Raw genomic sequence first — 12,423 nt, forward strand, 5'->3', positions numbered from 1 at the left:
GCTAGCAGAAATGTTCGTAAACTTGAAATTAAGGTCGCAATTATCTCTTTATCGCCTGTTGTTCTGGTTCGGTTGGAAGAGCGAGGAAGTGTATTACATCGGGGGAAGCGAAGCACTGCCTCCTCCGCTCACCAGGGAAGAAGAAGAATATTTGTTGGAGAGGTTATCGACGGGAGACGCGGCGATTCGGGCGATGCTAATCGAGCGGAATTTGCGCTTAGTCGTCTATATCGCCCGTAAATTCGAAAACACGGGCATCCATATCGAAGATCTCGTATCGATCGGGGCGATCGGCTTAATAAAGGCGGTCAATACATTCGATCCCGAGAAAAAAATCAAGCTGGCGACCTACGCGTCCAGATGCATCGAAAATGAAATCTTGATGTATTTGCGCCGAAACAGCAAAACAAGGACAGAGGTTTCTTTCGACGAGCCCTTGAACATCGATTGGGACGGGAACGAGTTGCTGTTATCCGACGTGTTAGGGACGGAGAACGATACGATCTACCGGAATATCGAAGAGCAAGTCGATCGCAAATTGCTGCACAAAGCTTTGGATAAGTTAAGTGAGCGAGAACGAACGATAATGGAGCTCCGCTTCGGTTTGGCCGACGGGGAAGAAAAAACGCAAAAGGACGTGGCGGACCTGTTAGGCATCTCCCAATCGTATATTTCCCGCTTGGAAAAGCGGATTATAAAACGGCTTCGCAAGGAATTTAATAAAATGGTTTAGAAATTATGAGAAAATTCGGGGTTCTTGCGCACTGGAATAAAAAGCCCCTTCCCGGAGATACTTTACATTAATGCTGCTCCCCGGGAGGAATTGCCTTGACCCGTAACAAAGTGGAGATTTGTGGAGTGGACACCTCAAAGCTGCCCGTCCTAACCAATGCCGAAATGAGGGAGTTATTTCTCGCTCTGCAAACCCGAGGAGAGATTGCCGCCAGAGAAAAGCTAGTCAACGGCAATTTGCGACTTGTGTTGAGCGTCATCCAACGGTTCAATAACCGCGGAGAATTCGTCGACGATCTTTTTCAGGTCGGATGCATCGGATTGATGAAAGCCATCGATAATTTCGATTTGAGCCAAAATGTACGATTCTCGACTTACGCGGTCCCGATGATCATCGGCGAAATTCGCCGCTACCTGAGGGACAACAACCCGATCCGCGTATCTAGAAGCTTGCGGGACATCGCCTACAAAGCGTTGCAAGTCCGCGATCAATTAACGAACCAGCATTCCAGGGAACCGACGATTCTGGAAATATCGGAAGTTCTGAATGTTCCGAAAGAAGATATCGTCTTCGCATTGGACGCGATTCAGGATCCCGTATCTTTGTTCGAACCGATCTACCATGACGGCGGCGATCCGATATTCGTCATGGACCAGATTAGCGACGAGCGCAACAAAGACATCCAATGGATCGAAGAGATCGCTCTGCGAGAAGCGATGAGAAAGCTCAACGATCGCGAAAAAATGATTTTGTCCATGCGTTTTTTCGAAGGTAAAACCCAAATGGAAGTCGCCGATGAGATCGGCATTTCCCAAGCTCAAGTCTCTCGTCTAGAAAAGTCCGCCATACAGCAAATGCAGAAACACGTTAAATCTTAATGACTAGCGTAACAAGAGGATGTGCTCGAGTGGCATCCTCTTTCTTATTTTCCTCGGTTTATCAGGAATTCTATCCGCTATCGCCATTATCCCCGTCGATCAGAAGAACGATTTGGATGGCCTTAGGTTTTGTCGCCAATAGCTATCTTGTTCCGCTATGACCACTATCCCCGTCGATCAGAAAGTAACCGTTTCCGCCAAAGCGAATCCACTCATGAAACATTTTCAAACAACAGCCTTGTAACGAATCAATTTACCGCACAGAATTAAACATCCCCTTCGACAAGGAGATTCCACTTGGTTTCCGCGAAGAAAAGATGAATAGACTCGAACGAGGTGCAAGGTTCATGCAGAATGGCAGGACTAATCCTGGTTGGGAATGAAGGTTAGCTAGCGTATTTCAGGGATGAGAAATAATTGCGTTTATGATGTGCGGAACGATCGTCTCGGCTTATTAAGGCCGGATAATTAAGGGTTCGAGTAGAGGCGCAATATCGAAACAAAAACTCTAGCGGATTGGTGTTGTCTTGTGCCAAATTGAATCCGAAACAAAATTGATCCAAATAAGATTGAAGATGTTTGGCTCCGATTCCGTTGAAGGAATAGTTGAGCCAATTGGAGGCGCGTTTGCAGAGTTGAATCAACGGCCAGTGGCGGTGGAGGCTGAATTTTTGAATCACAACATGAATATCCGCAACGGAGGGGTCCACGTGTTGTTGAACGAAATCATGACTGCCCATGGGGGTAATCCGGTCGTAAGAAAGGTGCTCGTCGGAGATTTGTTTGATTTTAATGCAGCTGATTTGACAGTCGTTATCCATCGTCGCGCCGATAAGCAAGGGATGTTCTTGGGGGTGCCGATAAATTGTCGGATTGTAAGGACGTCCGTAAACACCGCAATTCACGCGAACGATTCCAGTAAGAAGCTTGCTCGTTTCAGCCTTAGACATGGCATGCCGTATTTTGTGGCAAATGAGCCAAGCAGTCTTGTAGGTGGTCCCGAGAACGACAGAGAGACGCAAAGCGCTTATACCCTGCGGTTGAGCATGAAGGAATAAAGCTTGAAACCAAAGCCGGAGCGGTGTACGGCTGCCTTCCAGGATCGTTCCGGCGATAAGCGATGTTTGTTTTCGGCAAGACCGGCACTCGAATAACGGCAACCTGCGCGACTGTACGCGGTAGAATTGGCGATGTTCACATCGCGGGCAACGGAAGCCTTCCGGCCATCGGATGGAGAATAACGTTTGCGCGCAGACCTCTTCACTATTGTAATGATCGCGGAACTGTTCGAAAGTCATATTAGCATCCATTAAAATCACCGCCCGAATAGGAACATTTGTTCTTATTTAATTTTATAACAATCTATCAATTTTATCAAGTCGTGAAGATGATATTTTTTGGATCATGCTCGCTGAATTCTTTGATGCGAGGATTCCGCCAAACAATGAAAACTGAGCGAGTGGGATAAAGGCTATATGCGGTAAGGGAGACTCAACCTGAGCAAAAGGGATAATGGCCCCAGTGAGTTGGATAAGCATGTCCGAGTAAAAAGAATGCTCTCTGAGCGAAAGGGATAGTGGCCCCAGTGAGTTGGATAAGCATGTCCGAGTAAACGGAACGTTCTCTGAGCGAAAGGGATAGTGGCCCGAGAAGACCGGAAGAGATGTCCAAGGTTACGAATATAATGGGTGCGAGGAGCGAGACAGCGTACATTTTTCCGAAGAGGATCATATATTTACTATTAGGGTACGAGTGCCCGGTCGGATTGGGGGCGAAGGATGATGAAAATATCCGATTTTCAAACGAAGGACGTAATCAACATCGTCGACGGGAAGAAGCTAGGGCAAGTGAGCGACTTGGAGCTGGATTTGCGCCAAGGGCGGATCGATGCGATCGTGGTGCCGACGTCTACTCGGCTGTTCGGAATGTTCGGCGGCGGCAACGACGTCGTTATTCCTTGGAGGAATATCGTTAAGATCGGGACGGACGTCGTTTTGGTGCGATTGGATGACGCCAAAGTGTATCGGCTCGAAGACGGGGAGCAGCATTCGGGAAGATAGCGCGCCGAGGCGCCTTTCTTCCGATTGCGGCGGAGCTATGGTACACTGAGGTCGGAGGTGTAAAAGGTTGGAACCTTTTCAATTGAATATAGAGAAAGAAAACCCGTCTTCGCTATTCCTGTTGCGTTCATGGAGCGATCTGGACGGGGTGACGGCCGGATTTACGACGAGACAAGCACTCAATTCCGCGTTGCACGTTGGCGACGATCCCGTCGCCGTATTGCGCAATCGGGAGAGAATAACGAATAGATTAGATTGGAAGATCGAATCATTTACTTGCGCGGAACAGGTACATAGCAATCATGTACACGTAGTTACACCGGAAGATACCGGTCGCGGACGTAACGACAGGGAAAGCGCCATACAAGACACCGATGCTCTCATAACGAACGAACCGGACGTGCTGCTTGCGATGTTTTTCGCGGACTGCGTACCGCTATATTTTTACGATCCCGTTACGGAAAGCCTCGGACTCGCCCATGCCGGCTGGAAAGGAACCGTGGCAGAGATCGCCGTCAAAACGGTTGAGAAAATGAAAGCCGTCTACGGCGTTCAACCCGCGAATTTGCTTGCCGCAATCGGCCCCTCGATCGGGAGTTGCTGTTACGAAGTGGACGAAAACGTGCTTAGGAACGTTAGGCCACTGTTGGCGTCTTTACGCGAATCAAACCCTTCTATAGATGATACGAACGTGGTCATGCCGAGCGAAACGGAAGGGCGCGCGAGACTCGACTTGAAACATTTAAACCGACAACTTATGATAAAAGCAGGAATTATGCCGAGCCGCATCGAAATAACATCATGGTGTACGAGCTGTCGCACGGATTTGTTGTTCTCCCACCGGAAGGAAAAAGGAGCAACTGGACGTATGATGAGCTGGTTGGGCAAGAAATCGAGGTGATCGTTTCGTGACATTGCAGAGTCGTCTACGGGACGTCGAAAGCCGATTGGAACAAGCCTGCTTACGGAGCGGAAGGAGACGCGAGGACGTTAACGTCATTGCCGTTACCAAGTACGTCTCGGCGGGAACGGCGGAAGCTGTCGTGCGGGAAGGCGTGACCCACATCGGAGAGAACCGTTGGCCGAACGCTAAGCCGAAGTGGGACGCGTTGAAGGGACAAGCTTCCTTCCATTACATAGGCTCCCTTCAAACCAATAAAGTTAAGGATATCGTCGGAAAATTCGAATTCATTCATTCCTTGGACCGTATATCTCTCGCGGAAGCGATTCACAAACGCGCTCAGGCGTTGGACGTTCAGGTGCCTTGTTTCCTGCAAGTCAACGTTTCGGGTGAGGAATCGAAGCATGGATTGGCGCCGGAGGAAGTCATATCTTTCATCGAGAAAGTAAAGCCGTTTGACCGGATTCGTCTTATCGGGCTGATGACGATGGCACCCTTCGAGAGTGAGGCGGAATCGACGAGACCCGTGTTTCGGGCTTTAAGACAGCTGAGGGACGATTTGAACGCGGCGTCCGCACTTGATGAGCCGTTAACGGAGCTATCGATGGGGATGTCCAACGATTTCGAGGTCGCTGTGGAAGAAGGCGCGACTTGGGTGCGTTTGGGAACGGTATTAGTCGGGAAAGAAGAGATGGAGGAGGAATTGTCATGAGCGTAATGAACAAATTTCTTAACTATTTAGGTTTGCAAGAGGAGCAAGAGCAAGAAGCGGATCGCGAACGTCACGCCGGGAACGAAGAGCAAGAAATTGAAACCCCGACGTTCGAAACCCGTAAACATTCAAGTAAGAACAACGTCGTCAGCATACATTCCCAGAAGAACGTCCGTGTCGTTCTGATGGAGCCCCGTTCCTACGATGAAGCTCAGGAAATCGCCGACCATCTGAAATCTCGCCGTTCCGTCGTAGTTAACCTGCAGCGCGTGAGAAGAGATCAAGCCATTCGGATCGTGGACTTTCTTAGCGGTACCGTATACGCGTTGGGAGGCCATATCTCTAAATTGGGATCGGACATCTTCCTTTGTACGCCGGATTCGGTGGAAATATCGGGAACGATAACAGAGATGTTGTCCGAGGAATCCGCTGACTATCCCAAAATGAGGTGACACCAGGTTGAATCAAATCACTGAATACATTGGCATTTTGTTTCAAATCTACTCCTACATGATCATTATTTACGTGCTCATGTCGTGGCTTCCATCCGTAAGAGAGAGCTTCATCGGAGAATTACTGGGAAAATTGGTGGAACCATACTTAAGACCATTTCGCAGATTAATTCCGCCGATTGGCGGGATGCTGGACATATCGCCCATCATCGCTTACTTCGCGTTGGGATTCGTCGCGCAAGGGCTAAATACCGTGATCAATTTCTTGTTTTTCTAGAATTGAAGGTGCAGATGAGCTATGACACGTTTGGAAATATACGATCATTTTCATCCGGATGAAAAAGCTTTCGTGGACCGCGCCTGGGAATGGGTCGAACGCGCCGCCGAACGTCATGAGACGAAGCGGACGGATTTTCTCGACCCGCGCCAGGCGCATATTTTATTTACGCTCGCGAACCGTGCGCCGGATGCGCAAGTACTTCTTGTCGGCGGCAGCGAGCAAGCCGAAAGAAAACGAGCACTGATCGCTCCGGATTATCGATCTCTTGAACAGGAAGATGCCGGGATCGCCGTGTTGGATATTTCATCGGACGACCGACGAATATCCGAATTGGATCATGGCGATTATTTGGGCGCGCTGCTAGGGCTTGGAATCAAGCGGGACAAGATCGGCGATTTGCATGTAAGCGACGAGGGTTGTCACGCTCTGATCGCCGAGGAGATCGGGGACTTCCTGGTCGGGCATATGAAACAAGCCCATCGAGTTGACGTTAGCGTTTCGATTAGGCCGTTGTCCGAGCTGCGCGAATCCAAAATCGCGTTAGAGGAACAGACGATCTCCGTAGCCTCAATGCGCCTGGACGGAATAGCCAGCGACGTCTTTCGAATGAGCCGAACGAAGATTCTCGCGCCGATTAAAGCCGGTCGCTGCAGAGTAAGCTGGAAACCCGTCGAAGATCCCTCTCACCCTTTAAAGGCCGGAGACGTCGTATCGATGAAAGGTTTCGGGCGTTTTAAGGTCATCGATGTGGAAGGTGTGTCAAAAAGCGGCAGAATTCGTGTAAGAATCGGTAAATTTGTGTAGTCGACAAAGAAGGATTTTTATAGGTTTCGTCGAATTCAGTTTTGAAAAGGTTACATGGAAATCATAACTGGGGAGGTGCGCCAATGCCACTTACACCATTGGACATCCATAACAAAGAATTCGCTCGCCGCCTTCGGGGTTACGACGAAGACCAAGTTAACGAGTTTCTCGATCAAATTATTAAAGATTACGAAGCCATGATTCGCGAGAACAAAGAACTGCAAAATATGGTCGCCGCTTCGCAGGATAAGCTCGGTCACTTCTCGAACATCGAGGAGACGCTGAGCAAAACGATCATCGTTGCTCAAGAAGCCGCCGACGAGCTGAGAAACAACGCAAAGAAAGAAGCTCACCTGATCGTGAAGGAAGCGGAGAAAAACGCCGATCGCATCATTAACGACGCGCTCGCCAAATCCCGCAAAATCGCGCTGGAAGTCGAAGAGCTGAAGAAACAGGCCACGATCTATCGGGCACGTTTCCGCGCTTTGATCGAATCCCAGATGGAACTCCTGTCCCAAGACGGATGGGAGACGCTCGAAGGACGCGAGTCGCGCGGAATCGAGGCATAATAAAATGCTCAAATAAAGATCCTTATGGGTCTTTTTTTGATTTGACAAATGCTTCGCCAAAAAGTATAACTTGATTATACGATTATGCTTGAAATGTCGAAGAAGGGACCAAGTAAGCGCGAGATCCGAGCCCAGAGAGTTGGCGGTTGCTGCGAGCCAATGCGAAGACGCGCCGAATATCTTCCCCGAGACGCCCCGCTGAAATCCGCGTTCGATCGAACGATGGTGATTAAGCGGAGCCGGACGTCCTCCGTTAACAGGACCTCAAGAGTTGCCGCTATGTCCCCGATAAGGGAGCCAAAGCGGAACAAGGGTGGTACCGCGAGCTAACCTCGTCCCTTTCCGGGATGAGGTTTTTTATTTTGTCACGAAAGGAAGATCAAACATGCAACGCGTAGACGTCAAGGAAAAAGCAAGATCCCGCGAAAAACGAATTTTGGAGCAATGGAAATTAGAGGATACGTTTCGCAAATCCATCGACAATCGCGAGGGGAAACCGAATTTCGTTTTTTACGAAGGGCCTCCGACGGCGAATGGCAAACCTCACATCGGGCACGTATTGGGCCGGGTCATTAAAGACTTCGTAAGCCGCTACAAAACGATGTCGGGCTACCGGGTCATCCGCAAAGCCGGTTGGGATACGCACGGCTTGCCGGTTGAGCTTGGCGTTGAGAAACAGCTCGGCATCTCGGGCAAGCAGGAGATCGAGAATTACGGCGTAGAGCCGTTCATCAATAAGTGCAAGGAGAGCGTCTTCGAATACGAACGCCAATGGCGCGAGCTTACGGAAGCGATCGCGTATTGGACCGACCTAGACGATCCGTATATTACGCTGGATAACAACTACATCCAGAGCGTTTGGCATATCCTTTCGACGATTCACGAGAAAGGTTTGCTCTATAAAGGCCACCGGGTCAGCCCGTACTGTCCGTGCTGCCAAACGACGCTCAGTTCGCACGAAGTTGCCCAAGGTTACGAAGACGTTAAGGATTTAACGGCAACTGCGAAGTTCAAGTTTAAGGAAAACGGCGAATACGCGCTTGCTTGGACGACGACGCCTTGGACGCTTCCGGCGAACGTAGCGCTTGCAGTCAATCCTGATCTCGACTATGCACGGGTAAGTCAAGACGGCGAAGTGTACGTCGTGGCTTCCGCATTGGTCGACAAAGTCATGAAAGGCGAATACGAGACGCTCGGCACGGTGAAGGGCCGCGAGTTGGTCGGTTTGTCTTACGAGCCGCTGTTCCCTTATGTGACGGTAGAGAACGCATATCGCGTCATCGATGCGGATTATGTCACGGACTCTAGCGGTACGGGGATCGTTCACATTTCCCCGGCCCACGGCGAGGACGATTACCGCGTTGCTCGCCAGCACGGCATTCCGATGCTGATGGTCGTGAACAACGAAGGCAAATACATCGCCGAAGTCACGGACTTGGCCGGACGTTTCGTCAAGGATTGCGACGTCGATATCGTCAAAATGCTGTCCGAGCGCGGACTGTTGTTCCACAAAGAAAGAATGGAGCACAGCTACCCGTTCTGCTGGCGCTGTAAAACACCGCTGCTTTACTACGCGACGGAAAGCTGGTTTATTAAGACGACCGCGGTGAAAGATCAACTAATCGCGAACAATAAAAAGATCCAATGGTATCCGGAGCATTTGCGAGACGGACGTTTCGGTAAATTCCTAGAGGATCTGGTCGATTGGAACATCAGCCGGAACCGTTATTGGGGAACTCCGCTTAACGTGTGGACTTGCGAAAAGTGCGGCAAGGAAAAATCCCCGCATAACATTGCCGAGCTTCGCGAATGGGCAATCGAGGACGTACCGGAAACGATCGAATTGCATAAGCCGTACGTCGACGGGATCCACATGCGCTGCGAATGCGGGGGGACGATGAATCGCGCGTCCGAAGTCATCGACGTATGGTTCGACAGCGGTTCGATGCCATTCGCGCAATATTACCACCCTTACGGAGACGATAAGAAATTCAACGAGCAGTATCCCGCGGATTTCATCTGTGAAGGTATCGACCAAACGCGCGGATGGTTTTTCAGCCTCCTGGCGGTATCGACGCTCTACAACGGCCAAGCGCCGTACAAATCGGTCATCTCGACCGGTCACGTGCTTGACGAGAACGGGCAGAAAATGAGCAAATCCAAAGGCAACGTCATCGATCCATGGGAAATCATCGACGAGTTCGGAACGGACGCTTTCCGCTGGTCGATGCTGGCGGACAGCGCGCCATGGAACAGCAAACGGTTCTCGAAAGGCATCGTGGCGGAAGCCAAATCGAAGGTCGTGGACACGCTTGTCAATACACATGCATTCTATGCGTTGTATGCTTCGATCGACGGCTATCAACCTTCCGAACACGCGAAGGTGAAAACAGACAATAAGCTGGACCGCTGGATCTTGTCGCGTCTTAACACGTTGACGGCGGACGTCGTGAAAGGTTTGGATGCGAACGATTTCCTTAACCCTGCGAAAGCGATCGAGACGTTCGTCGACGAGTTGTCCAACTGGTACGTACGCCGTTCTCGCGATCGCTTCTGGGGCAGCGGCTTGACGGAAACGAAGCTGGCCGCTTACCAAACGTTGGGCGAGGTGTTGCTCACGTTGTCCAAGCTGATCGCGCCATACGCGCCGTTCGTAGCCGAAGACATCTACTGCAATCTCGGCGGCAAGGGCAGTGTGCATCTGGCCGATTACCCGCAAGCGGGCTCAGCAGCGATCGATGAGGAACTGGAGCGGGAAATGGCCGCCGTACGCAACATCGTCGAACTGGCGCGCAATATCCGTAACGAAACGGGCTTGAAAACGCGCCAGCCGCTGTCTGAGCTTCTCGTATCGCTTAGCGACGAATTCGATCTATCGGGGTATAAAGAAATCATCGAAGACGAGATCAACGTCAAGAAGATTACGATCGTCAGCGATGACGGAGGATTCGTTAACTTTAACCTGAAGCTCAACTTGAAAGTGGCGGGCAAGAAGTATGGCAAGAACGTCGGGCCGATCCAGGCCGCGTTCAAAGCAATGTCGAGCGACGAGACGCGGGGCATTGTCCAATCGGGTAAATACGATTTCGTTTCGCCGGATGGTGAAACGTTGGCCGTAGAGTTGGAAGAGATGCTCGTCGAGAAGGAAGCGAAGACGGGCTTCGCGTCGGCGTCCGCTGGTGGTCTTACGGTGGCGCTTAATACCGAAATTACGCCGGAGCTTGTGCAGGAAGGCTGGGTCCGCGAAGTTATTCGCGCGGTACAGGACACGCGGAAGAAACTCGACTTGCCGATCGAGAAACGGATCGATCTCGTTCTCGATGTCGACGCCGAACTGGAAGCTGCGCTGCGCGCCTTCGACGAAGTTTTGAAAGAGAACGTGCTCGTCAACCGCGTATCGTTCGGAAAAACGGAAACGACGGAAACGGTGCAAGCCGGAGAGAAAACGATCGGCGTCGCGATCGGGACGGAAGCATAATTCAAGAACCAAGTTGCTAAACATAATAAGGAAAACGATAAGACGAGCTCCATCATCCGGGAGCGGGCGTAATACCCGCCCTCCGAGAGGGCTCGTTTTGCATTCGGCGGCGCAGGGTAAAGATAAGGCAAAGGAAGCCTGAAGGGAAGTGCTGCTGTGGGCGACAATTCCGAGAAAGACAAAAAAGCGAAACCAATTAACGTTAAGATTACGCCGAAAGCTCCAGCCAAGGACGCGGGAGGTTTGGAAGAGGACACGAAGGAGCTCAACGGAACGCTTCGGTTTCTATCCGAGAAGCTTGAACGGCTATCCATCGATATGGAGAAAGCCCAGTTGAGCGAATACGTAAACTTGATGCACCGTCCTTGGCAGTTGATTATCCGGAATTTCATAGCCGGACTATCTAGAGGCGTGGGCATCGCGCTCGGCTTTACGTTCTTCGCGGCGACGATCGTGTACTTGCTGCAAATGCTCGGGGCGCTGAATTTGCCGATCGTGGGGGATTATATTGCGGACATTGTGCGGATCGTTCAGCGGCAGCTTGAGATTAACCCACATTGAGTTTGCGAATGGAAAAAAACCTACACAAATATATTCCTCTCCAGCCGCTTCCTCTCCGCCCATTGCCTGAATGATTTCATTGAGGTGGCAATGGGCTCCAAGAGGCGGACGTAAACTCTTACGAGGAACATATTTGTTTCGGTTTAACATTCGCAGTCTGGGGAAAATCCCAAGCTCCGCTGAACCTTTTTTTAGTAGGGGGAGCGGTCGCGGTCGTCGTCGGGCTCCAGGAGATGGTCGCCTTCGTTGTCGGCCATGTAGCGGTGGTAAGCGCGGTTGCGCACGACCGAGACGTGATGGCCAGTAATGTCGGTGGCGAGGAAACTTTCCAACGACTCGACGTAACCGTCGTTCTCTTCGGCTTCGATGAACATCAGGTTGTAATCGTCGACGTTGTTATTCTCGGCCATGGCCGGAGTGTTTGAAGTTCCCCAGGACTCGACGATCTGCCAGGCGTCTTCTCCGTCGAAGCCATTTTGATCGCCTTGGCCGTCCAGACTCGTCCGACCGAAGGGGGGCATCAGAAATTCTTCCTCGACCGGCCGATCGTTGGAAGTATTCTGGCGCGGCTCATGCTCCACGCAATAGATCGCGGTGGGGAGGGCATCCAGCCTTTCGATCGGTATGAATTTGCCGCATGCGACGCAACGCCCGTATTCCCCGGTATTCATCCTTTCCAGCGCGGCTTCGACGCGCTCCAATCGGAAAGCTTCCTTCTCCAATAACGCAGAGTCTTTGCTTCGTTCGAACATGTCGGTTCCTATGTCCGCGGGATGGTTATCGTTGGAGGAGAGCTCGCCGGTCGAATCCCGATAGGAAGCCGCAAGGCCGTAATGGCTGTTTTCATTTATCCTTTTTCTCAAATCGCTTTGTTCTTCCAGCAGCTGACGCCGAAGCGATTCGATTTTATCCCGATCAAGCCGCAGAGCCAAAGTATCCACTCCCTTTATCGTCTGGTTGACCTTAGTTTTATCGAGTCGAACTTGTTTTACGTA

At 50.9% G+C, this 12,423-nt stretch carries 13 protein-coding genes, 1 pseudogene and 1 other annotated feature; of the genes and pseudogenes, 12 read left to right on the top strand and 2 right to left on the bottom strand.

Features of this window, described 5'->3' with window-relative positions; all coding sequences use genetic code 11:
• Positions 1–10 precede the first annotated feature (10 nt).
• The 3 genes from sigE to FPZ45_RS25695 all read left to right on the top strand — a co-directional run bounded on the left by sigE (position 11) and on the right by FPZ45_RS25695 (position 2,669).
• A complete protein-coding gene (sigE, locus tag FPZ45_RS11260) occupies positions 11–733 on the top strand; it encodes an RNA polymerase sporulation sigma factor SigE (RefSeq protein ID WP_144701299.1) in 723 nt (240 codons plus the stop codon).
• Between the two features lie 95 nt (positions 734–828).
• Entirely contained in the window at positions 829–1,611 is a 783-nt protein-coding gene (sigG, locus tag FPZ45_RS11265) for an RNA polymerase sporulation sigma factor SigG (RefSeq protein ID WP_144701301.1), read from the top strand.
• A gap of 527 nt (positions 1,612–2,138) precedes the next feature.
• Positions 2,139–2,669 (top strand): hypothetical protein, encoded by a 531-nt coding sequence (locus FPZ45_RS25695; RefSeq protein ID WP_246120416.1) that lies wholly within the window; start codon positions 2,139–2,141, stop codon positions 2,667–2,669.
• A 78-nt stretch (positions 2,670–2,747) separates the two neighbouring features.
• Here the strand turns inward: FPZ45_RS25695 and FPZ45_RS26015 are convergent.
• Positions 2,748–2,921, bottom strand: a pseudogene (locus tag FPZ45_RS26015) (transposase); the annotation flags it as partial.
• A gap of 471 nt (positions 2,922–3,392) precedes the next feature.
• On the opposite strand from FPZ45_RS26015, the gene FPZ45_RS11275 reads away from it, so the two are divergent.
• The 9 genes from FPZ45_RS11275 (at position 3,393) to FPZ45_RS11315 (ending at position 11,428) form a co-directional block, all read left to right on the top strand.
• On the top strand, positions 3,393–3,671 hold the full coding sequence (locus FPZ45_RS11275; RefSeq protein WP_144701614.1) for a YlmC/YmxH family sporulation protein: 279 nt from the start codon (positions 3,393–3,395) through the stop codon (positions 3,669–3,671).
• Positions 3,672–3,738: 67 nt separating this feature from the next.
• Positions 3,739–4,572 carry a peptidoglycan editing factor PgeF gene (pgeF, locus tag FPZ45_RS11280; protein ID WP_144701305.1) on the top strand — a complete coding sequence of 278 codons (834 nt, stop codon included), beginning with the start codon at positions 3,739–3,741 and terminating at the stop codon, positions 4,570–4,572.
• A gap of 7 nt (positions 4,573–4,579) precedes the next feature.
• Positions 4,580–5,284 (top strand): YggS family pyridoxal phosphate-dependent enzyme, encoded by a 705-nt coding sequence (locus tag FPZ45_RS11285; RefSeq protein WP_144701308.1) that lies wholly within the window; start codon positions 4,580–4,582, stop codon positions 5,282–5,284.
• Positions 5,281–5,736 (top strand): cell division protein SepF, encoded by a 456-nt coding sequence (locus FPZ45_RS11290; protein WP_144701310.1) that lies wholly within the window; start codon positions 5,281–5,283, stop codon positions 5,734–5,736. The genes FPZ45_RS11285 and FPZ45_RS11290 overlap by 4 nt, the downstream gene beginning before the upstream one ends.
• Positions 5,737–5,743: 7 nt before the next feature.
• Positions 5,744–6,013: a YggT family protein gene (locus tag FPZ45_RS11295; protein ID WP_144701312.1), complete on the top strand. Its 270-nt coding sequence runs from the start codon at positions 5,744–5,746 to the stop codon at positions 6,011–6,013.
• A 21-nt stretch (positions 6,014–6,034) separates the two neighbouring features.
• Positions 6,035–6,820: a YlmH family RNA-binding protein gene (locus FPZ45_RS11300; protein WP_144701314.1), complete on the top strand. Its 786-nt coding sequence runs from the start codon at positions 6,035–6,037 to the stop codon at positions 6,818–6,820.
• A gap of 83 nt (positions 6,821–6,903) precedes the next feature.
• Complete coding sequence (locus FPZ45_RS11305; protein ID WP_144701316.1) at positions 6,904–7,389, top strand: DivIVA domain-containing protein; 486 nt, start codon at positions 6,904–6,906, stop codon at positions 7,387–7,389.
• A gap of 90 nt (positions 7,390–7,479) precedes the next feature.
• Positions 7,480–7,732 (top strand) — a binding site (T-box leader).
• Between the two features lie 42 nt (positions 7,733–7,774).
• A complete protein-coding gene (gene ileS / locus FPZ45_RS11310; protein ID WP_144701318.1) occupies positions 7,775–10,867 on the top strand; it encodes an isoleucine--tRNA ligase in 3,093 nt (1,030 codons plus the stop codon).
• Between the two features lie 156 nt (positions 10,868–11,023).
• Complete coding sequence (locus FPZ45_RS11315; protein ID WP_425457000.1) at positions 11,024–11,428, top strand: DUF5665 domain-containing protein; 405 nt, start codon at positions 11,024–11,026, stop codon at positions 11,426–11,428.
• Between the two features lie 191 nt (positions 11,429–11,619).
• Here the strand turns inward: FPZ45_RS11315 and FPZ45_RS11320 are convergent, their stop codons facing one another.
• Positions 11,620–12,360 (bottom strand): TraR/DksA C4-type zinc finger protein, encoded by a 741-nt coding sequence (locus FPZ45_RS11320; protein WP_246120417.1) that lies wholly within the window; start codon positions 12,358–12,360, stop codon positions 11,620–11,622.
• Positions 12,361–12,423: the final 63 nt, after the last annotated feature.

Origin of the sequence: Cohnella terricola, assembly GCF_007786475.1 — a bacterium.
Lineage (GTDB): Bacteria > Bacillota > Bacilli > Paenibacillales > Paenibacillaceae > Cohnella > Cohnella terricola.